The following is a 21,997-nucleotide window of genomic DNA, read 5'->3' as shown; positions in this document are numbered from 1 at the left end:
TTTGGATAAACAATTGTGCCCCTGAACGACAAATCCCCCGCTAATGCGGGGGACCCGTCACGGGATCAGGTTCACTTCTTCTTACGGGGTGCGATAACCATGGTCATCTGCCGGCCTTCCATTTTCGGCCGCATCTCAACCTGGGCTATTTCTGCCACATCTTCCTCAATCCGCTGCATGAGCTTCATACCAATTTCCTGGTGTGCCATCTCACGTCCACGGAACCGGATTGTGATCTTGCCGCGGTCCCCGTTCTCAAGGAAACGTACCAGGTTGCGTAGTTTGACCTGATAATCCCCTTCTTCCGTTCCTGGTCGGAACTTCAGCTCTTTGACCTGCGTCTGCTTCTGCTTTTTCTTGGCAGCCGCCTTGGCCTTTTTCTCTTCAAAGATCTTCTTGCCGTAGTCCATTATCTTACAGACGATCGGATCGGAATCCGTAACCTGCACCAGATCCAGGGTCGCCTCTTCCGCCATACGCAGGGCGTCTTCGATCGGAACAATCCCGACCTGATTGCCTTCGGCATCAATCAGTCGGACTTCAGTTGCGTCAATATTCTCATTGATAGGCGCCTTGGGTGCGCGCCCACCCCGATTCGCTCGCTGTTTAATAATCAGATCTCCGTTTTGGTTCTACCTTTGCGCTCGACGTCAGCTGCAAGCAGCTTTTCAAAATCGTCGACCGACATGGTTCCCAGGTCTTCGCCCTTACGTGTCCGGACGGCAACGGCGTTGTTCTCGATTTCTTTATCGCCAACAACAACCAGATAGGGAACCTTATTTAGAGTATGCTCGCGGATTTTAAAGCCGATCTTCTCGTTTCTCAAGTCAGCATTAACCCGATAGCCTAAAGAATCCAGTTTTTTGGCCAGATTCTGACAGTAATCACGCTGTTTATCGGTAATATTCAGGACAGCAACCTGTGTCGGTGCCAGCCAGGTTGGGAAAGCACCCTCGTACTCCTCGATCAGGATACCGATGAAGCGCTCAAAGGAACCCAGTACAGCCCGATGCAGCATAACCGGCGTTTTGCGCTCGGAATTGTCGGCCACATACTGCGCCCCCAGACGACCCGGCATCGAGAAGTCGACCTGGATGGTACCACACTGCCACACCCGACCGAGGCAATCTTTCAGAGAAAACTCGATCTTGGGGCCGTAGAAGGCACCTTCGCCCGGCAACAGCTCCCAGTCAACCCCTTCACGGTTCAGCGCCTGCTCGAGCGCTGCCTCGGATTTGTCCCAGACTTCGTCCGACCCGACCCGCTTTTCAGGGCGGGTGGACAGCTTGTAAAGGATTTCACTGAAGCCGAAGTCTGCATATATCTCGTGCAACATGGCAATAAATGCAGACACTTCTTCCTGGATAGCATCTTCCTCACAGAAGATATGGGCATCATCCTGGGTAAAACCACGCACCCGCATCAGTCCATGCAACGCGCCAGAAGCTTCATTCCGGTGGCAGGAGCCAAACTCGGCCAGGCGCAGCGGCAGATCCTTGTAGCTCTTCAGGCCCTGATTAAACACCTGCACGTGACACGGACAGTTCATGGGCTTGATGGCGTAATCGTGCTTCTCGGACTCAGTGGTAAACATGTCGTCCTTGAACTTGTCCCAGTGGCCGGACTTTTCCCACAGGGTCCGCGACACCACCTGAGGTGTCTTGATCTCCTTGTAGCCATGCTTATGCTGCTGGGCACGCATGTACTGTTCCACCTCCTGATAGAGGGACCAGCCATCCGGATGCCAGAACACCATACCCGGGGCTTCTTCCTGCATGTGGAACAGGCCCAGCTTCTTGCCAATCTTGCGATGATCCCTTTTTTCAGCTTCTTCCAGGCGGTGCAGGTAGGCCTTGAGGTCTTTCTTGTTACCCCAGGCAGTACCGTAGATACGCTGCAGCTGCTCATTACTGGTATCGCCACGCCAATAGGCACCGGCCACCTTGGTCAGCTTGAAGGCCTTGAGCTTACCGGTGCTGGGCACGTGAGGACCACGACACAGATCGATGAAGTCGCCCTGACGATAGAATGACAGGTCTTCCTCTCCCGGAATGTCTTCGATGATGCGAACCTTGTACTCCTCGCCCATCTCGTTAAACAGCTTGATCGCTTCGTCCCGGGACATAATGGAGCGGGAAACCGGCAGATCCTGTTTCGCGAGTTCTTCCATACGCTTTTCAATGCGCGCCATGTCTTCATTGGTAAACGGGCGCTCATATTTGAAGTCGTAGTAGAAGCCGTTCTCGATTACCGGACCGATGGTGACCTGGGCGCCAGGGAACAGCTCCTGAACCGCCATGGCCATCAGGTGAGCAGTGGAGTGGCGAATAATATCCACGCCGTCTTCATCACGCTCCGTCACAATCGCCAGCTCTGTATCGTTTTCAATCAGGTGGCTGGTATCCACAAGCTTTCCGTTAACCTTTCCGGCCAGGGCCGCTTTGGCCAGGCCCGCGCCAATGTCTGCGGCAACGTCGTGTACGGTTACGGGTTCAGCAAAACTGCGATGACTGCCATCTGGCAGGGTAATGACGGGCATGATGATCTCCTCGTGGTTTCTCAGCGGTGATCTATACCAAAGATCACTTGGTTGCCGGACTGCGCGACACAAACCGCGAGCCGGATTTGAGGGCGAGTCTAACAGAAAAAAACCCGGCAGCAACGCCGGGTTTTTACGGAGCCGAAGCCAATCAGGCCGGCTGGGGTTGAGCATCCTCCCGTGCCTTGCGCCTGAGCTGTCCGAAAGCGACCAGGCCCAACAGTAAAAGTGCCGGGATAAACATCAACTCTTTTGGTGGCCGCTCCAGCTCAATCTGTACTGCATCAATGGTCCAGCCAAACTGGATACCGGCATCTTCCGCGGCACTGCCAAAGTTGACGAAATCCACCACCAGATCACCGCCCTGCTCTGACACTTCCAGGCCTGCACCCGCCAGGCGCTCCTGCGCGGTTTCACCTTCAGGGATCTCAAGCTCGACGTAGGTGGTGACATCACTGCCATCCAGCGCCATGCCTGACACCTTCAGCACCACCTCACCGTCAGCAGGCACATCCGCCACATATTCCATAACGGCTGTCCCCGGCCGTTCTTCGTTCGGCGGATAGATCATGTCCCACCAGAAACCGGGCCGGAACATGGTGAAGGTAATCAGCAACAACAACAGGGTTTCCCACTTCCGGCTCCGGGTGAACCAGAAGCCCTGAGTTGCCGCCGAGAACACCAGCATGGCCGTGACGGCACTGAACACCGTAACCAGCAGATCAAACCAGCCAGTCAGGCCAATCAACAACAGCTGCGTATTGAAGATGAACATGAACGGCAGGATGGCGGTTCGAATATCGTAGGTAAAACCCTGGACACCCGTTCGGATCGGGTCTGCCCCTGAGATTGCGGCCGCCGCGTAGGCGGCCAACCCCACGGGCGGCGTATCATCCGCCAGTATCCCGAAATAGAACACGAACAGGTGCACCGCAATCAGCGGAACGATCAGGCCATTCTGGGCCCCCAGGGTTACGATAACCGGAGCCATCAAGGTGGAAACCACAATGTAGTTGGCGGTTGTCGGCAATCCCATCCCCAGAATCAGACTGATCACAGCAGTGAAGATGAGCATCAGCAGCAGATTTCCGCCAGACAGGAATTCCACGAACTGAGTCATCACCAGGCCGATACCGGTCAGCGTCACCGTACCAACTACGATGCCGGCCGTTGCTGTCGCAACGCCGATACCCACCATGTTCCTGGCGCCGGTCGCCAGCGAATGGAACAAATCACTGATGCCGCCGGTGAACTCAGAAACCAATCCGCCATGCTTGCGGAAAAAGGCCTTCAGTGGCCGCTGGGTAATAACGATAAAGATCATGAACAAGGTCGCCCAGAAGGCAGACAGCTGGGGCGAAAAGCGTTCAACCGTCAGACACCAGACCAGCACCACCACCGGCAGCAGATAGTAGAGCCCGGTTTTAACCGTGGGCCCCACCTCCGGCAACTCGGTCATCTCTTTGTTGGGATCGTCTTCCTCCAGCTCCGGGAATCGGGTGGCGTATCCAACCAGTCCCGCATAGATCAGAACCAGAATTGGCCCGAGCACCCAAGGCGCAGCCTCACCCAGCACCCCTTTGGTCCAGCCAACCCCGTAATAAACCGCGAAGGTCAGTACGATCAGGCCAATCAGAATGACCACCCAGTTCAGCATGCGCTGGGCCAGGGTTGGACGATTCAGCCGCTCTACCCCTTCCATCTTCAGCTTGCAGGCTTCCAGATGGACGATGTAAATCAGGGCAACATAGGAAATCAGTGCCGGCAGAATGGCGTGCTTGATCACCTCGAGATAGGAAATCCCCACGTACTCGACCATCAGGAAGGCCGCGGCCCCCATGATTGGCGGGGTAAGCTGGCCGTTGGTGGACGCAGCCACTTCAACCGCGCCGGCTTTGGTTGCCGGGAAACCGACCCGTTTCATCAGGGGGATCGTGAAGGTACCGGTGGTCACCACATTGGCGATGGAGGATCCGGAAATCACTCCACTCAGGCCACTGGAAACCACCGCCGCCTTGGCCGGGCCTCCGCGCATATGCCCCAGCATGGCGTAAGCCACCTTGATAAAGTAGTTACCGGCTCCCGCCCGCTCAAGCAAGGCACCGAACAACACAAACAGGAAAACAAAGCTGGTAGATACCCCAAGAGCAACCCCGAATACCCCCTCGGTTCCGAGCCATTGGTGGGAAGCCAGCTTGTTCAGACTCACGCCTTTATGAGAAATCACATCCGGCATGTAAGGGCCGGCCAGTGAGTAGGCAATAAATACCGCCGCAACAACAGTCAGCGGGAGCCCAAGGGCCCTCCGGGTAGCTTCCAGCAGCAATACCAGGCCACCCAACGCCACCCAGAGATCCATGGTGGTTGGTGCCCCCGGCCTCTGCGAAAGAGCATCATAAAAAACATAAAGATAGGAAGCCGCAAATGCAGCAGCCAAAGCCAACACCCAGTCATATATGGGCACCTTGTTGGCATGCACCCCCTTGATCATCGGGAATGCCGAGAATGCAAGAAACACCGCAAACGCCAGATGGATTGAGCGCGCTTCGGTGGAATTGAATATTCCGAAATTCAGAATGAACGGCAGGGGTGATGCAATCCAGAGCTGGAACAACGACCAGCACACCGGAACGATGAACAGGATGACCGCTGCAGGCCCGGTCAGCGCCCGGCCTCCGGTTTCGGTCTGCAATACCTGTTCTACCTTGCTGGCATCCACTCCCGCCCCGGTACCGGGGTCATTCTTTGCCATAGAATGTTCCTGTGATGGGAAATAACCTTACTGAATCAACAGAGCGGGCCTCAGCCCGCTCTGTTGACATGCCTGGCCGATCAGTCGATCAGGCCAGCCTCGCGATAGTACTTGGCCGCGCCCGGGTGCAGCGGCGCACTCAGGGCATCAGAGACCATTTCTTCTTTCTTCAGGTTGCCGAAGGCAGGGTGCAGACGCTTGAAGCTGTCGAAGTTCTCGAACACGGCCTTGACCACTTCGTAAACGACATCTTCCGGAACGTCAGTTGAGGAAACGAACGTAGCAGCCACACCAAAGGTGGTTACATCTTCGTCGGAACCACGGTACATGCCACCCGGAATCACTGCCTTACGGTAGTATGGGTTTTCCTTGATCAACGCTTCTGTCGCCTTGTTGTCAACGGCAACAATTACACTGTCACAGGACGTGGTGGCTTCCTTGATGGCACCGGAGGGGTGGCCAACGGTATAGAAGAAAGCGTCAATGTTGCCATCGCACAGCGCCTGGGACTGCTCGGCAGCCTTGATCTCAGCCGCCAGCGAGAACTTATCCATAGTCCAGCCCATTTCATCCATCAGCACTTCTGCTGTGGCGCGCTGGCCAGAACCCGGATTACCCACAGACACGCGCTTACCTTCCAGGTCTTCAAAGGTCTTGATGCCGGAACCTTTGCTGGCAACCACGGTGAACGGCTCAGGGTGCAGAGAGAAGACCGCACGCAGCTTCTCGTTCTTGCCCGCATCTTCAAACTGGCTGGTGCCATTGTAGGCGTGGTATTGCCAGTCGGACTGGGCAACAGCCAAGTCCAGCTCGCCCTGGCGAATGGCGTTCAGGTTGTAAACGGAGCCACCGGTACTCTCAACCGAGCAACGGATACCATGCTCCTTGCGATCCATATTCACCAGGCGACAGATAGCGCCACCCGCCGGATAATAAACGCCGGTAACACCACCGGTACCGATGGTCACGAAGCGCTGTTCCTGCGCGGAAACCGCAGAGGACGCGGCACCCAGGCTCACGGCGGCTGCAACGGCAAAAGCGGACGCTTTGAGTTTCAGTGTCATGTGTGCTCTTCCTTTTCTTGATAGTTATAGTCGATTACCCGCACGGGTATACGGGCAAACATCCGGTTCGTTCTAGAACATAGAACACTTCTGGCCATAAATAAAGGAAGGATTAGCACGCTAACCAGCTGACCTATCAACAAAAAAGCCCGCACAGGCGGGCTTTTTTGCTGGTTCAGGGCGATTTTCAGGACTTCGCAGCCCGTGCTTTCGCCAGCATCTTGTCCGGGCGAAGCAGGAATCTCGCCAGGGCCGGCAGCAGCCAGATTGCCCCTACCATGTTCCACAGGAACATGAAGAACAGCAGGAAGCCCATGTCCGCCTGGAACTTTATCGGAGAGAATATCCAGGTCACAACACCAAGACCCAGAGTCACACCGGTAAAGATAACCGCCTTACCGGTGGAGCGCAGGGTTTCATAGTACGCCTCCTGCAGCGTCTTGCCCTCCAGCAGGAACTTTTCAAGTTTGCTGTAGATATAGATACCGTAGTCCACACCGATACCCACACCCAACGCAATCACCGGCAGCGTGGCCACCTTGATGCCGATACCGGACACCGCCATGATCGCCTCACACAGGATGGAGGTCAGGCCCAGCGGAATCACAATACAGGCCACAGCCCTGATGGAGCGGAAGGTCAGGAAGCAGAGCAAACTCACTACGCCATACACCAGCAGCAACATCATGTCCTTGGCGTTCGAGATCACCTCGTTAGTCGCCGCTTCGATACCGGCGTTACCAGCTGCCAGCAGGAAGGTATGCTCCTCGTTGCTGTTGGCATCGGCGAACTGTTCGACCCGCTCGACTACCGTTTCCAGAGTTTCCGCCTTGTGATCTTCCAGGAACACCAGAACCGGCGTGAGGCTGCAGTTGGTATTAATCAAACCTGCCGGCGCGTCACGAATGGAGGCATTGATGATGGTCTGGTTGCGGGAAATCTCGTACCACTTCCAGTTACCCTCGTTCAGAGCCTTGGTAACCAGCTTGGAGACATCAGCCAGGGAGGCGGAGCTCTGCACACCCGGAGTGTTCTGCAGCTCCCACTGCAGACTGTCCATGGCCCGGAGTACGTTGTACTGGGTACATTGTTCTTCCGGGGTCTTCACCATCACCACAAGCACGTCTGCACTGGTGGAATAATTGTTGATGATGTAGGCGTTATCCTTGTTATAGCGGGAATCCGGGCGCAATTCGGGCGCACCCTGGTCCAGGTCACCCACTTTCAGGTCCTGCTTGTAGTACATGCCCAGCCCCAGGCCGATCACCGCGATCAGCAGGGAAATCGGCGCAACCCCCGGATGGGAGAAGTAGGACATGACCCGCCACTTGCGGTCCTGCTTTTCACCATGATTCTGAACATGCTGGACACCGCCTTTGGAGATGCCGATGTAAGACATGATCAGAACGTGCAGCACCAGGTTGGTGATAATGACGAACGCCACACCCAGACCGGCCGCCACAGCCAGATCACGAATAACGTCGATTTCGATAAACACCAGCGTGAGGAAGCCGACAGCATCAGAAATCAGCGCCAGCATGCCCGGAATGTAAAGAGCCCGGAACGCCAGACGTGCTGAGGTGACGGCATCGAAACCTTTGGCCGACTCAACCGCCATGGCATTAACGATCTGAACACCATGACTGATACCGATCGCGAACACCAGAAACGGCACCAGTACCGAGTATGGATCCAGGCCATAGCCCAGCAGCCGCAGGGCCCCCAACTGCCAGAACACGGCAATGATTGAGGTAAAGATCGGCACCAGTGTTCCGGCGATGCAGCGGGAATACCAGAACAGCAACAGCGTGGTCAGCAGAATGGTAATGCCGGCAAACCAGGCAATGGAGCCGATGCCCTCAATCAGGTCACCGACTTTCTTGGCGAAACCAACAATGTGAATATTGACGTTCGGATTCTGTGCTTCGTACTTCTCCCGGATCTTCTCTTCCAGCTCACGGGAGAATGCTGCGTAATCCAGAGCCTCACCAGTTTCCGGATTTTTCTCATACAGGGGCGCATACACAATCGTGGATTTGAAGTTGTCTGATATCAGACGACCCACTTCGTTCGAACGCAATACGTTCTGGCGCAACTGCTCCAGGCTCTCCCGGGAGCCATCGTAGCCATCCGGAATAACCGTACCGCCCTGGAAGCCCTGCTCGGTAACCTCTACCCAGCGAACGTTCGATGTCCACAAGGTTTTCAGGCCGGAACGGTCCACCCCATTCAGATAGAACACCTCATCGGTGATCTGCTTGAGGGTTTCCATGTATTCGGCAGTAAAGATGTCGCCTTCTTCCACGGCAACCGCAATCCGGACAAAGTTACCCAGGTTGTCCAGGTCGTCCCGGTGATCCAGCATATTGACGATGTACGGATGTTCCAGCGGAATCATCCGCTCAAAACTGGCATCCGGCTGAATTTTGATGGCGTTGTAGCCAAGAAACAGCGTCAGCACAAAAAAGGCGACCAGGATCAGCGCCCGGTTGTTGAAAAGTAAACGCTCAAGGAACGGTTCCGCCTTGGGCGTTGTCAGGTAATGTTCACCCCTGTCATGCATCGGGTCAGACATTAAAAAACCCCTCTATCCATTAATCCGTTGATGCCACACCAGGGCGTTAATTCAGGTTCCGGCCGCGAGCGTCGGTAATCTCAACACCGCCTTCGCCGACCAGCAATAGATTGGTTCCCGGCAATGGAACCACACCCATGACACCTTCCCGGTCATTGCGGAAGTAGGGGCGGAAGCTTTCACCATTGTTGGTGCTCATCAGCACTGCGCCGCCATTTCCCACCAGGGTAATGCGTCCATCCTCGGCCACCGCCGCGTTATTCAGGGTGGCGCCGCCCTCATTGGGCACCATGGTCCAGCTACGGCCAAGATCGGTCGACAGCAGAGTGTTGCCCCGCAAGCCGAACGCCAGCACCTCGTTCACCCGTCCGGTTCCGGTGACGCCAAACAGGGAGCCATCGTATGGGCTTTCCCGCTTCTCCCAGGATTCGCCGCCGTCAACAGAAACGTGAATCTGACCAGCTTCACCGACCACCACCAGCGCGCCACCCGCTACCTCGGTGATGCTGTTGTAGTGGAAGTTGGTTGGGTTATCGAGTTTCGGCGCCCAGTCTTCCCAGGTCTGCCCACCATCCTGGGTTCGCAGAATCATGCCATAGGCACCCACCACAAAACCGTGGTTCTCGTCTTCGAACCAGACATCAAGGAACGGGTTAACCGGCCCGATTTCCATATCTGCCTGGGTGTTTTCGAGGGCGAAGAACAGATCGTCAAGCGCCCACTCCAGGTCAGCCTTCTCTTCTTCCGGAGCCTGTTCAATGCGCTCTTCCAGCTCAGCAATCTGGTCTTCCTTGCTGGCAATCACCAGCTCGGCGGCCTGAATACCATCGAGCTGCAGCTCCCAGGTCTCCCCGGAATCGCTGGAATGCAGCACAACACCGCTGTGGCCAACCACCCAGCCATGCTGCTCGGTGCCAAAATCAACGGCGGTCAACGTGACCGCCACCGGCACCTCGGCCTGCGTCCACGACTGGCCCTGATCGTCGGAATAGATTACGTGCCCACGCTCACCCACTGACACGATTCGATCGCCTGCGCGGGTTGCGTCGGTCAGTAGTGACTGGGGAGCCAGTTCTGTTGGCCTCGCCGGTGTCTCGATAATATCCGCGAGTGCAAATGCCGCTGGAGCTGCCAGTGCCATAGAGAGGCCAAGGCAGGCAGTTCCCAGTGTCTCGCACATGAACCTTTTAGCCATTCAGATTGCCTTTACGTTGGTTAAATCCTGATGCGCCTGCTGCACGACTGGCAGCAGCCTTCGCAAACAAACCGGCAGACCCCTGGGCCGCCGGTCGACATCCTGCTTGTGGCCTCAGGCGCCGGATCAAACCGGCGCCGAAGCCTCAGCGTACGCTTCGCCTGCGCAAAGAAGCTGGCGAGAAGTACCGTGTGTTTGGTACATCATTGGTAAATACACGGGTATTCGGCTCTTCGGTATCCAGACCCAACACGTGATATCGACGGGCCTGGAGATCGTGATACACATCAAGCACCGTCCAAACTCCCGGCAACTCGTAGTAGTTCTTGGGAATACCCATGGTCACACGCCAGAGATTGCCGCGACCGTCATACTGGTCGAGCAATACGGTGTTCCAGCTGTCTTCATCCACATAGAAGCGACGCTTACCATAGATGTGACGCTCACCTTCCTTGAGGGTCGCTTCGACCACGTGCACGCGGTGCAGCTCCCAGCGGGTCAGATCAGGATTGAGGTGGGACATACCCAGAATTTCAGAGTAAGGCGTTCCCTTCTCACCGATTCGGTAGTTGTTGTAGGGAATGTAGATTTCCCGAACACCTTCGTAATCCCAGTTATAGCGGTCCATGGCACCATTGAAGATATCGGTGTCATCAGCGGTACGCAGGTTATCAGAGGCCGCAATCGGTGAGTCGTAGCCCAGGTTCGGAGCACGGCGGACACGACGTTGACCAGCGTTATAGCCCCAGCCATTGCGCGGATTGATGATCTGGTTCAGGGTTTCGTGAATCAGAATGGCGCCACCGGCAAGACGGGGTGGCGACTGAGTGAACGACAGATAGTAGAAGATCACGTTGTCCAGATCTTCTTCACCACCCTCAGGGTTGTAGAAGTTGAAGAACGCTTCCTGCTGAGAGGTCACCAGGCTGTAGTCGCCGTTGGTCTGAACCGCCACCTCACTGGAGCGCCGGGTGACAGAAACACCGCGCCAACGGGTCAGGTGGTTCCAGATTACCTGCCAGGCCTTTTCTTCGTTATTGCCGTGAAGAATCGGGAAAGGATAGCCACCAAAGGCACCCTCAATACCCTCTGCCTCACCCACAATCTCGGCATTCACCGCGTTCTTACGGGTGTTTTCAGCCACCCATTCGGGCACCGCGTGGGTGCGCCGGGACTGATACACGGGTATGCGGAAGGTGGTCGGGTAGGTTTCCAGCATCGCCCGGACGCCATCGGTCAGATACTCGCTGTACTGATCCATGTTGGAGGCTGTTATGGTAAACAGCACTTCGTCGTCGGGGAATGGATTGATATGGTGCTGCCCGCTGCCTTCGTAGCCAGCCGGCGGCTCCGTCAGGCCGCCATCCCACGCCGGAATGGTGCCGGCATCGTTACCGGCCTTGGGTGAACCGAACGGGGTGAGATCCTGGCCAAGGCGCGCTGCCTCGGATGACGACACTGCCGCCTGAAGTGGCGAAGCAGCAAAGGACAGAGCCAGCAACCCGCCAAACAAAACGTTTTTGTTGTATCTCATTGTGCAACCTTAAATCCGTCTGGAAGCCTCTGTGGGCCTTTTTGTTATCGTCTGATGCAATCGCAGACTTTCTGACAGATTAGCCGATCCGGCAACATTGTCTATCGACCGAAAGTGCGATTTTGTATCCGGCTGTGACGACGGCTTTACAATCACAGCCAGACAAAGGGCCCCACGGCATCAGTCGCGGGGCCAGGCTCCGGCGTCAGTCTGCCAGGCTCTTGTGCACTACTTCATACACGTCTCTGGACAACTCGGCTTTATCGCGAATCCGCTCCAGTGCCGATTTCATCTGTTTGCTATACCCGGGAGCGAACTTCCGCCAACGGGTCAGCGGTGCCACCAGTCGCGCCGCAATCTGGGGATTGCTGTCATCCAGTCGGCATACCTGCTCGGCAAGGAATTCATACCCGCTGCCGTCAGGATTGTGGAATGCCGCCAGGTTCTGGGCCGCAAAGGCACCCACGACAGAGCGCACCTTGTTCGGATTCTTCCAGTCAAACGCCGGGTGATCGAGCAACTGCCGTATCTGCGGCAGCTGACCTGCACGATCGCTGGAGGCCTGCACCGAGAACCACAACTCTACCACTTGCGGGTCGTCGCTGAATCGCTTGTAAAAGGCTTCCAGGGCCTGTGTACGATCTTCCGCGAAATCAGAATTCACCAACGCTCGCAGTGCGCCGAGCCGGTCAGTCATGTTATCAGCACCCCGGAACTGCTCTTTGGCCAGCGCCAGCGCTTCCTGATCACCAATATGCAGCAACCAGCCCAGCGCGGTGTTACGGAGACTGCGGCGGGCAATGGCCTCGGGCGTCAGCTGGTAATCGCCCTGCCCGGCGTTACGCTGATAACAGGCCATGAGTTCATCCCGCAGGCCTTCAGCCAAATAACCAAGCACCTTTTCACGGGCCTGGTGAATGGCAGCAACATCAGCCTGCTCCGCCAGCTCAATGAGATAGGCCTCGGAAGGCAACTGCAGCATCTTTGCCATCAGAGCCTGATCCAGCTCGCTGTCCTGCAGCAACGACCGATAGGCATCCACGAGGCGCGGCTCCACCTCGGCAGACTCAAACTCTCCCACCAGAGACTGAATCACATCCACGGCCAGGCGCTGGCCTGCGTCCCAGCGGTTAAAACCGTCCGGATCATGGCTCATCAGGAACAGTAGTTGTTCCCGCGTCCAGGGGTAGTGCACCCGCACGGGGGCAGAAAAATCTCTCAGCAGAGAAGGTACCGGGCGCTCCGACAGGCCCTCAAACTCAAAGCAGTGTTCCGCCTGGCTCAGCTCCAGCACCCGCTCCAGAGGCGCTTCGCCACTCTCACCACTCAGCTTCAGGGGCAGAGGCTGCCCGTCGGCGCCCAGAAGGCCGAGCGCAAATGGAATATGCTGCGGCTTCTTGCCGGTCTGGCCTGGCGTGTCAGGAATACTCTGGCGCACGGTAAGCCGATAGATACCGCTCGACTCGCCGTACTCATCAGACACCGAAACCACCGGCGTGCCGGCTTGCTCATACCATAGCCGGAACTGGCCCAGGTCCCGCCCGGAGGCGTCTTCCATAGCGCGAACAAAATCATCGGTGGTGACCGCCTGCCCGTCATGGCGCTGGAAGTACAGATCGCTGCCCTTACGGAACATCTCGTCACCAAGGAGGTTGTGGATCATCCGAACCACTTCGGCACCCTTTTCGTAGATGGTCAGGGTATAGAAGTTGGAGATCTCCATGTAAGACGCCGGGCGCACCGGGTGGGCCATGGGGCCGGCATCCTCAGCAAACTGTGCTGTGCGCAGCAGGGTGGCATCCTCTATTCGTTTCACAGTCGGCGATCCCATATCGGCAGAGAACTGGGAATCCCGGAACACCGTAAAGCCCTCTTTCAGGCTCAGCTGAAACCAGTCGCGGCAGGTTACCCGGTTGCCGGACCAGTTATGGAAGTATTCGTGGGCGACGATGGCCTCGATACGCTGGAAAGCGGCGTCCGTGGCGGTCTCCTGACTGGCCAGCACGCACGAAGAGTTGAAAATATTCAGCCCTTTGTTTTCCATGGCGCCCATATTGAAGTCGTCCACCGCCACGATCATGAAGATATCCAGGTCGTACTCCCGCCCGTAGACATCTTCGTCCCAGCGCATGGAACGCTTGAGGGCATCCATCGCGAAATCACACTTCTTCGCGTTGCGGGGCTCGACATACATCCGCAGATCAATGTTGCGGCCGGAACAGGTGGTGAAGGTATCTTTTTTCTCCACCAGGTCTCCGGCTACCAGGGCAAAGAGGTAAGCCGGCTTGGGGAACGGGTCTTCCCAGGTGACAAAATGGCGACCGTTTTCCAGCTCGCCGTTATCCACCGGGTTACCATTGGAAAGCAGCACGGGATAGGCGCTTTTGTCTGCCTCGATACGGGTACGGAAGCGTGCCATGACATCCGGCCGGTCCGGATAGAAGGTAATGCAGCGAAACCCTTCCGCCTCGCACTGAGTGCAGAACATACCGGAGGACTTGTACAAACCTTCCAGCCGGGTGTTGTTCTGAGGTTCGATCCAGGTCACTACCTGCAGCTCGAATTTTTCCGGCACCGAGGGCACGACCAGCGCATCGCCACGGTCTTCGAACTCACCGGTGCGTAGAGGCGAGCCATTCAGGGCAACCGATTCCAGTTGCAGACTATCACCGTGCAGAAACAGAGGGGCAGCGCTCTCCCCGGAGTCCGGGTTGCGGCGCACAGTCAGGGTACTGTGCACACGGGCGCCGTCTTCAAATAATTCGAAACGCAGATCCACCTGATCAACCAGATACGCAGGAACCTTGTATTCACTCAGGTAAATGGTTTGTGGCTGGTTGGTTCGCATTCATACTCTCCAGAGAAAAGACATGGCGGATTCAGTCAAGAACCCGGAACCGGACTTCATAGCCGGTAAACTTGCGGATATTGATTACACCGGTGTCGAGCATCAGATACTGGCCTTTGATACCTTCCAGCAAGCCTTCCACTTCCGGCGTTTTGTCCAGATTATGGGTTTTCACCTTGGCCGGCCATACCTGAACCGGATAACCCAGCCCAAGTGTGGCTTCGTCCACAATTCGTATGCTGTCTTCACCATGCTGCGCCCGCAATTGCGCCAGGTCGTCTGCGATCAAGTCCAACAGGCGCTCACGCTCCTGCACCAGATCCAGCTCCGGCACATCACCCTTTAGCATGGCTCGCCAGTTGGTGCGGTCGGCCACGTGGTTCTTGCACGCCACTTCCACCAGACCAGACAGGTAACGGCTGGCGACCCGCAGCATCGGTATCGCCGTTACCGCCCCCTGATCAATCCAGCGGGTCGGTACCTGGGTGGCCCGTGTTATACCCACTTTCAAGCCGCTGGAATTGGCCAGATACACAACATGTTCAACCATGCAGTTGGCCTCGCCCCACTCCGGCTCCCGGCAGGTACCCAGGTGATAGTGGCATTTTTCCGGGCTCATGATGCAGCTGTCGCAGGCGGCCAGCTTTCGGAAACACGGATAGCAGTAGCCCTGATTGAAACTCTTTTTGGTGGTGCGATCGCAATGAATACAGCGAATCACGCCATCAAAATTCAGCCGGACCTTATGACCAACAAGGTCATTCAGGGTAATGCGGTTGTCGCCGATGGCCAGGTTATAGGCCACCGGGTCGCCGGCCTCGGCCGGCATCTTACGAAGCCGGCCGGTTACATCAATGGATTCGCTCAAACCTTGACCTCAACAAACTGATCGGGGTCCACATCGTTGTTGCCCTGGCGATCTTTGCGGAACTGAACAGACGGATCGCAAGCGGTACCGGCTTTCTCGCCACGGTCCAGGTATCCCACTCGCTGTTCTTCCGGCACGTTGTGCTTCTCTTCATAATAAATCACCGCTTCCAGGCTGATAGCACGCTGCTCACGGGTCAGCGCGCGACCATCTGGCCATTTGCCAAGCTCAATGGCCCGTTTCAGGTTGCGGTAAACCGTCGGGTCCAGCCGCTCAATCAGTTCTTCGTATGTCATTCCCGCCTCCTGAACGTTTCTTCATATAAAAAAATGCCAAGACCGTTTGACAATTAAAAATGATAACGATTATCATTAATTCACCAAATGACAACGGTCGTATCATTTGGTCTCTCTCATCAGGAGCTAAAAGCTCTTTTAACAGCCTCACCTTTTGGTGGGGCTTTTTTTTGTTTCAGCGTCGGTATCGACGAGGAGGCATGATCGCCGCCATCGCCAACCCGGCCAGAAAACCGCCCAGGTGTGCCTCATTGGCCATGCGACCCACGCCAATCATCTCCGGCACTGGCGTAAAGCCAATGATCATCCACACCAGCGCAAAGGTCACGAGTGCCGGCGGGAATTGGAAACGCGGCAGTCTTCGCTGGCTCAACCAGCAATAACCGAGAATACCGTACACCACCCCCGAGAGCCCGCCGAACAGCGGGCCGGACACCAGATACTGTAGAAGATTGGACGCCAGACTGGTGGCCAGAAACAGTCCTACCAGCCGTGCCCGGCCGTCCATCCATTCGATCTGACTGCCCAGGAACCAGAGCATCACCGAGTTGAAGATGATATGGGTCCAGCTGAAATGCAGGAAATCCGGCGTCAGCAGCCTCCAGACCTGGCCTCCCGAAAGGGTGATAGAGAGCGCTTCCAGGCGCCCTGCCAGTGTGCTGAAGGTATCCCAGCTGAACGGCCGGGGGTCGACAATCATCATAGCGGCGGCAAAATTACTCTGCCCCATGCCGGTCAGCCATACCATCACCACGGCAACCACGATGACGCCAATGACAAAAGGGGCATGACGGGGCGCCGGCTGCCAGCGGCCGCCAGGAGTGATCGGAGAAGACGACGGACTATCCAAGACTACCTCTCTGGTGTTAGCGGGCGACACTATCTTCGCTGGTCGGGTAATCGGGCTGCTCCGGCCGGTCAACATCAACCCAGACAAATTTGTCCGAAGAGAGCACCTTTTCCCCATCAAACCGATAGGCCACCAATTTGCCATACTTCACGGCGCTGAAATCAATACACGCCACATTGTGCTTGAGCGGAGCAGGGGCACCCTCCATCCAGTAATGCCCGACAAACACCGGCGGTGCGTCCAGTGGATAGGTAATCAGCTGCTTGCGCTCCTCCTCGCGCAAAGTCCTGCTGGCCACCTCCGGCGGCAGCGGGTCCGGCTGGAACACCACATCTGCATAGGTTTGCGGGTCGTCTGCCCAGAACTTGGTACGGAAGAACTGCCGGACGTAGCCATCCCGGCCCGTAATGGACATCCCTTCCGGCAGGCGCAGGTCAGTTCCGCGCAACAGGGTATCCATCACCTGCCCGGCAAAGGATTCGATGGCCGCCGAGGCGTGCAGGAAATCCTCGTCGATACAGGCGCCGCCCTGGCTCTGGCGGAACTGATCAATCAGGGTCTGATCCCAGCAGGCATGCACCACGCGGAAGCCATCCTCATCAATGAACAGCGGAATGCTATAAAACCACTCCAGAAATTCGTTCCATTCATGTGGATACGCATCAAACTGCTCAAGGGTTTCCTTGATCAGCCGATCGTGGCGGGCATTGTGTTCCCTCAGAAATTTCTTGCCGCTGCCTGGCCGTGCCCGGGTGCAGTAACCCAGTGCGTTGTACTCGTGGTTGCCCATGACAATTCGGGCAAAGCCGTGTTCCACCATGTCACGCACCAGGTGCAACGCTTCCCGGATTCTCGGCCCACGATCAATAATATCGCCGATAAAAATGGCCTGTCGGCTGGGGTGCTGGTAAATGCCGTTCCGCTTACGATACCCCATCTGCTCCAGCAATCGCTCCAGGGTATGGGCGCAGCCGTGGATGTCACCAATAACGTCGTAGCCGCGATGTGCGGTTGTCTTGATTGCCGCCATGATCAACTCGCTGCTATTTCGCTTGCCCAGCCCAGCTTGTCCCGGCAGGTCGCGTAAAAATTGTGATCGGTGGGATGAATCAGACGGATCTTGAATGGTTTTTTGGTGATTCTGATGATATCCCCCGGGGCACAGGCAATGTTCATCTGACCATCGAAGCTGACCTGTGGATAGGTCTCATTGGTTTCGCCGATCACCAGTTTGATCTCGCTTTTACCATCCACCACGATCGGCCGACTGCTCAGGGTGTGGGGGAACATGGGCACCAGCACCACCGCATCCAGCTTGGGATGCATAATCGGGCCACCAGCCGACAGAGAGTAGGCTGTAGAGCCGGTCGGCGTCGCCACAATCAAACCATCTGAACGCTGGCTGTAGACGAAATGACCGTCGATAAACAGATCAAAGCCAATCATGCGCGTGGATTTGCCCGGATGCAGAACCACATCGTTGAGTGCCGAGCCATACCCCAATGGCTGGCCATTGCGCTCAACGTGACCATCCAGCAAAAACCGGGACTCTTCGATGTAATCGCCCTCAAGAACCCGGGCCAGGCGCTCTTCAAGATCTGACGGCGAGATATCGGTCAGAAACCCCAGTCGGCCGCGGTTCACGCCAAGAATCGGAATCTTGGACTTGGCCAACTCCCTGGCGGCGCCCAGCAGGCTACCATCGCCCCCGACCACGATCACCAGATCACAGATCTCACCCAGGAGCTTCTTGCTGGCCACCTGCAGACCATGGCCCGGAATCATGGTGGAAGTGTCTTCCTCGATGATCACATGGTAATTGTTGGCGGTAAGGTACTGCTTGAGCTGCCGTAAAGATTCCACCACCTTGACGCTACCCATGCGCCCGACGATGCCGATATTCCTGAACTGGTCCATGAAGTGTCCCGTGGTCTCTGAATGAAACAGGAAACAGTTTAACGAAACTCGGGCAGATTCTGAAAAAAGATACCGATCAGGCCTTGTGCTGGTCGCAGCGATCGTCCTGTCCGGGCTCGAATTCGGCAGGCTGGGTCACGCGCATGATGGGCTCGCCACAGGCTTTGCCTTCGTCATCAACATGTTTGCATACGGGGTGTTCATAGTGGGCAAGCCATTCCCGATAGGCTGGCTCATTCATGCCACAGCGCTCTGCGGCATAGGCCAGTGGGTTCCCGAAGTAAGTGTCGATGTCTTCGTAGGGCAAAGTAATATGCCCGACACCGGGGTGGTAGGCCACCAGGAATACCGCCTGGGTGCGCAGCTGCTCCAGCAGGGAATCTTCCGGAGGCTGGCGATGGCGGAGTTCATGGTTCTCCTGCTCCAGAGCCACGATCTTGTCGTCACGCAATTCCAGCTCCCGTTGTTTGCGCTCCAACTGTTCCCGCAACAACACCGTCTCGGCATTGGCGTTGGCATCTTCCCTGCCTTGTTCGGCACTGCCCTCCGCCATTTTCTCCTGCATGCTCAGGTATTGCTCATTGCGCTGGGACAGGCGTTTTTTCAACTGCTCGTTGGTCAGTTTCAGGCGTTCGTGTCGCTGCTCCAGGTCCGCCAGCTCACTGCGCAGCCCCTGCATTTCATTGCGATGCTCACGCTGAAGGTCAGCCAGTGAATCCCGATGGACGCTCTGGAGCGTCTTGATTCTGAGCCGTTGCTCGCGGAGGACCTGAGCCAGACGCGCGCGGTCACGGCTACCATCGTCACTATTCGATTGCGGAGTCGGTGCCGTGAGTACCGGGATATTCTCTTCTTCGGGCTCGATCTTCTGAAAACGGAGAGTATTGGCGTCAACCGCCTTGCGAATGGCCTGAAAATGGTTGTTTCCGGGGGTCATGTCCGGGTCCCAGAGTTCATTGGCAAACTCCGGATCCGGACACTGACTACGACACACCAGCCTGATAGGGCCGCCCCCCATGTTGGGGCCTTTGGCGCCCTGCTCTGCCAGCGCTTCAATGGGGACGTTCCAGTGGCTGTCTGCGCGCCCCTCCTCATCAAACCAGATGCGGAAGAACACCAGAGAACGCACCTTCAGATCGGTGCTGAGATTGACGAGAACCGCCCGGACATCAGTCTCGGCCAGGTCTGACAGACCAACATAGCCATCCAGGAAAGCGCCAAATTCCGACAGTCTCATCTGCCGGGCAACCTGGCTACCGTCCATAAAAAATACCGCCGAATAACCTTCAGCGGCCTGGCTGGCATTTACCATCAACCTTCTCCGTGCCCCGGGAATCTCAGTTCCGGACGCCCGCCAGCGCCCTTTGGTTCCAATTCAAACACTTTCCGACATAGTCTAGCCAGACAAGTGCCGAAGCACAGAGAAAAACTGCAACGATTTGTGATCAAATCTCCGCAGCGAGCCGGCTACCCTGGTTAATGGCCCGCTTGGCATCCAGCTCCGCCGCCACATCGGCGCCACCAATCAGGTGTACCGGAATGCCCGCTGCCTCAACACCGGCCTGCAGTTCGCGAAGCGGCTCCTGACCAGCACATACAATGATGGTATCCACCGGCAGGATCTTGTCCTCACCCTGCTCTGCGCCTTTCGGCGTAACCGTGATGTGCAGACCTTCATCGTCGATCTTGCGATAAGTCACCCCCGGCACCATCTGAACATGGCGATTCTTCAGCGAGGTTCTGTGAATCCAGCCCGTGGTCTTGCCCAGGTTCTTGCCCACTTTGGAGGCCTTACGCTGCAGCAGATAGACCTCGCGAGCCGGTGCCGGCACTTCCGCCGTAACGCCCTGGATACCGCCGCGATGCTCTACCGACAGGTCCACGCCCCACTCCTTCATGAAGTGTTCGGTATTCAGCGAGGGAGAATCGCCCTTGTGGACAATAAACTCGGACACATCAAAACCGATACCACCGGCACCGATCACCGCCACTCGCTGGCCCACCGGCTTGCGCTCCAACAGGGCGTCGAGGTAGCCGATAACGTTCGGGCGATCAATGCCCTCGATATCCGGAGTGCGGGGTTCCACACCAGTAGCCAGAACCACTTCATCGAAACCACCCGCTTTGAGTTCCTCGGCGGAAACCCGGGTATTCAGACGTACATCGACCCCGGTCTTGTCGAGCATTTTCCGGAAATAACGCAGGGTTTCGTAGAATTCCTCCTTGCCCGGAATACGCTTGGCCACGTTGAACTGGCCACCGACTTCGCTGCCGGCATCAAACAGGGTCACCTTGTGACCACGCTCCGCGGCCACGGTGGAAAACGCCAGGCCCGCAGGGCCGGCACCGACTACCGCGATGGACTTGGGCTGCGCCGCTTTAACGTAAGCCAGCTCGGTTTCATGGCAGGCCCGCGGGTTGACCAGGCAGGAGGTCAGCTTGCCGCTGAAGGTATGATCCAGACAAGCCTGGTTACAGCCGATGCAGGTGTTGATCTCGTCGGCACGATCCTGCTCCGCCTTCAGCACCAGCTCAGCATCGGCCAGGAACGGCCGGGCCATGGAGACCATGTCGGCATCGCCGTCCGCCAGGACTTTTTCGGCGACATCCGGCATGTTAATCCGGTTGGTGGTCACCAGGGGAATGCTGACCTCGCCCTTCAGGCGCGCTGTTACCTTGGTAAATGCAGCCCGGGGCACCGAGGTGGCAATGGTCGGTACACGGGCTTCGTGCCAGCCGATACCGGTGTTGATGATGGTGGCCCCGGCTTTCTCGATTTCCTTGGCCAGGTGAACCACTTCTTCCCAGGTGCTGCCGTCTTCGATCAGATCCAGCATGGACAACCGGTAGACAATAATGAAGTTCTCACCCACCCGCTCACGGACCCGGCGCACGATCTCCAGCGGCAGACGGATACGGTTTTCGTAGCTGCCGCCCCACTGGTCGGTGCGGTGGTTGGTGTGAGCGACGATAAACTGGTTGATGAAGTAACCTTCAGACCCCATGATCTCGACGCCGTCATAGCCGGCCCGCTGCGCGAGAGCGGCGCAATTCACGTAATCTTCGATCTGCTTCTGGATACCGGCTTCGTCCAGCTCCCTGGGTTTGAAAGGGTTGATGGGCGCCTGAATAGCAGAGGGCGCCACCAGCTCCGGAGAGTAGGCGTAGCGGCCAGCATGCAGAATCTGCATACAGATCTTGCCACCTTCGCCGTGAACCGCCTTGGTGATGACCTTGTGCTTGTCGGACTCTTCCTCGGTATTCATCTTGGCCGCATGCTGGAATACCGCACCTTCCGTATTCGGGCCAATACCACCAGTCACGATAAGACCAACGCCGCCACGGGCGCGCTCAGCGTAGAAAGCAGCCAGGCGCTCAAAACCGTTTTTCACTTCCTCAAGGCCGGTGTGCATGGACCCCATCAGGGTACGGTTGCGTAACGTGGTAAAGCCCAGATCAAGAGGCTTCAGAAGATTCGGGTATTTGCTCTCGCCGGAAGCAGTGGTCATGAAATTCTCCTCATCTGATCAGGTATCGGGACATCCGCCCATTTGTTATG

Annotated in this window: 15 protein-coding genes; all 15 read right to left on the bottom strand. The window is 56.8% G+C overall.

All coding sequences use genetic code 11. The features are described from left to right. Positions 1–71: 71 nt before the first annotated feature. On the bottom strand, positions 72–617 hold the full coding sequence (gene infC / locus ACF8YQ_RS05455) for a translation initiation factor IF-3 (RefSeq protein ID WP_081432078.1): 546 nt from the start codon (positions 615–617) through the stop codon (positions 72–74). After that, positions 614–2,539 (bottom strand): threonine--tRNA ligase, encoded by a 1,926-nt coding sequence (gene thrS / locus ACF8YQ_RS05450; RefSeq protein ID WP_014420984.1) that lies wholly within the window; start codon positions 2,537–2,539, stop codon positions 614–616. The genes infC and thrS overlap by 4 nt, the downstream gene beginning before the upstream one ends. 151 nt (positions 2,540–2,690) lie before the next feature. Beyond that, positions 2,691–5,291 carry a TRAP transporter permease gene (locus tag ACF8YQ_RS05445; RefSeq protein WP_396622816.1) on the bottom strand — a complete coding sequence of 867 codons (2,601 nt, stop codon included), beginning with the start codon at positions 5,289–5,291 and terminating at the stop codon, positions 2,691–2,693. A gap of 80 nt (positions 5,292–5,371) precedes the next feature. Continuing rightward, positions 5,372–6,355, bottom strand: coding sequence for a TAXI family TRAP transporter solute-binding subunit (locus tag ACF8YQ_RS05440; RefSeq protein WP_011785536.1), 984 nt, complete (start codon positions 6,353–6,355; stop codon positions 5,372–5,374). A gap of 187 nt (positions 6,356–6,542) precedes the next feature. Beyond that, positions 6,543–8,930 (bottom strand): RND family transporter, encoded by a 2,388-nt coding sequence (locus tag ACF8YQ_RS05435; RefSeq protein ID WP_011785537.1) that lies wholly within the window; start codon positions 8,928–8,930, stop codon positions 6,543–6,545. Positions 8,931–8,976: 46 nt separating this feature from the next. After that, positions 8,977–10,125, bottom strand: a complete 1,149-nt coding sequence (locus ACF8YQ_RS05430; protein ID WP_023010629.1) for a YCF48-related protein — start codon at positions 10,123–10,125, stop codon at positions 8,977–8,979. 145 nt (positions 10,126–10,270) lie between these two features. Then, complete coding sequence (locus ACF8YQ_RS05425) at positions 10,271–11,659, bottom strand: DUF1329 domain-containing protein (RefSeq protein ID WP_011785539.1); 1,389 nt, start codon at positions 11,657–11,659, stop codon at positions 10,271–10,273. A gap of 205 nt (positions 11,660–11,864) precedes the next feature. Next, complete coding sequence (pepN, locus tag ACF8YQ_RS05420; RefSeq protein ID WP_396622815.1) at positions 11,865–14,507, bottom strand: aminopeptidase N; 2,643 nt, start codon at positions 14,505–14,507, stop codon at positions 11,865–11,867. A 31-nt stretch (positions 14,508–14,538) separates the two neighbouring features. Further along, positions 14,539–15,375, bottom strand: coding sequence for a DUF2797 domain-containing protein (locus ACF8YQ_RS05415; RefSeq protein WP_396622814.1), 837 nt, complete (start codon positions 15,373–15,375; stop codon positions 14,539–14,541). Beyond that, positions 15,372–15,671 carry a YeaC family protein gene (locus ACF8YQ_RS05410; protein ID WP_011785542.1) on the bottom strand — a complete coding sequence of 100 codons (300 nt, stop codon included), beginning with the start codon at positions 15,669–15,671 and terminating at the stop codon, positions 15,372–15,374. Before ACF8YQ_RS05410 ends, ACF8YQ_RS05415 begins: the two co-directional genes overlap by 4 nt. Before the next feature lie 175 nt (positions 15,672–15,846). Continuing rightward, a complete protein-coding gene (locus ACF8YQ_RS05405; protein ID WP_011785543.1) occupies positions 15,847–16,521 on the bottom strand; it encodes a rhomboid family intramembrane serine protease in 675 nt (224 codons plus the stop codon). A gap of 16 nt (positions 16,522–16,537) precedes the next feature. Continuing rightward, positions 16,538–17,551 (bottom strand): metallophosphoesterase, encoded by a 1,014-nt coding sequence (locus tag ACF8YQ_RS05400; RefSeq protein WP_011785544.1) that lies wholly within the window; start codon positions 17,549–17,551, stop codon positions 16,538–16,540. A 2-nt stretch (positions 17,552–17,553) separates the two neighbouring features. Continuing rightward, a complete protein-coding gene (locus ACF8YQ_RS05395; protein ID WP_011785545.1) occupies positions 17,554–18,438 on the bottom strand; it encodes an NAD(+) kinase in 885 nt (294 codons plus the stop codon). 76 nt (positions 18,439–18,514) lie between these two features. Then, positions 18,515–19,750, bottom strand: a complete 1,236-nt coding sequence (locus ACF8YQ_RS05390) for a DNA repair protein (RefSeq protein ID WP_396622813.1) — start codon at positions 19,748–19,750, stop codon at positions 18,515–18,517. Between the two features lie 133 nt (positions 19,751–19,883). Next, positions 19,884–21,947 (bottom strand): FAD-dependent oxidoreductase, encoded by a 2,064-nt coding sequence (locus tag ACF8YQ_RS05385; RefSeq protein ID WP_396622812.1) that lies wholly within the window; start codon positions 21,945–21,947, stop codon positions 19,884–19,886. Positions 21,948–21,997 lie beyond the last annotated feature (50 nt).

This window comes from Marinobacter sp. W-8 (genome assembly GCF_044342215.1).
Classification (GTDB): Bacteria; Pseudomonadota; Gammaproteobacteria; order Pseudomonadales; family Oleiphilaceae; genus Marinobacter; species Marinobacter nauticus.
This window is presented reverse-complemented; position numbering and strand designations above follow the sequence as displayed.

What these genes read in the sequence shown, in the direction of transcription:
- ACF8YQ_RS05435 (WP_011785537.1), bottom strand. Translation starts at nt 8,930, where the DNA reads ATGTCTGACCCGATGCATGACAGGGGTGAACATTACCTGACAACGCCC.
- ACF8YQ_RS05395 (WP_011785545.1), bottom strand. Translation starts at nt 18,438, where the DNA reads ATGGACCAGTTCAGGAATATCGGCATCGTCGGGCGCATGGGTAGCGTC.
- pepN (WP_396622815.1), bottom strand. Translation starts at nt 14,507, where the DNA reads ATGCGAACCAACCAGCCACAAACCATTTACCTGAGTGAATACAAGGTT.
- ACF8YQ_RS05440 (WP_011785536.1), bottom strand. Translation starts at nt 6,355, where the DNA reads ATGACACTGAAACTCAAAGCGTCCGCTTTTGCCGTTGCAGCCGCCGTG.
- ACF8YQ_RS05390 (WP_396622813.1), bottom strand. Translation starts at nt 19,750, where the DNA reads ATGGTAAATGCCAGCCAGGCCGCTGAAGGTTATTCGGCGGTATTTTTT.
- ACF8YQ_RS05430 (WP_023010629.1), bottom strand. Translation starts at nt 10,125, where the DNA reads ATGGCTAAAAGGTTCATGTGCGAGACACTGGGAACTGCCTGCCTTGGC.
- ACF8YQ_RS05410 (WP_011785542.1), bottom strand. Translation starts at nt 15,671, where the DNA reads ATGACATACGAAGAACTGATTGAGCGGCTGGACCCGACGGTTTACCGC.
- ACF8YQ_RS05400 (WP_011785544.1), bottom strand. Translation starts at nt 17,551, where the DNA reads ATGGCGGCAATCAAGACAACCGCACATCGCGGCTACGACGTTATTGGT.
- ACF8YQ_RS05385 (WP_396622812.1), bottom strand. Translation starts at nt 21,947, where the DNA reads ATGACCACTGCTTCCGGCGAGAGCAAATACCCGAATCTTCTGAAGCCT.
- thrS (WP_014420984.1), bottom strand. Translation starts at nt 2,539, where the DNA reads ATGCCCGTCATTACCCTGCCAGATGGCAGTCATCGCAGTTTTGCTGAA.
- ACF8YQ_RS05445 (WP_396622816.1), bottom strand. Translation starts at nt 5,291, where the DNA reads ATGGCAAAGAATGACCCCGGTACCGGGGCGGGAGTGGATGCCAGCAAG.
- ACF8YQ_RS05425 (WP_011785539.1), bottom strand. Translation starts at nt 11,659, where the DNA reads ATGAGATACAACAAAAACGTTTTGTTTGGCGGGTTGCTGGCTCTGTCC.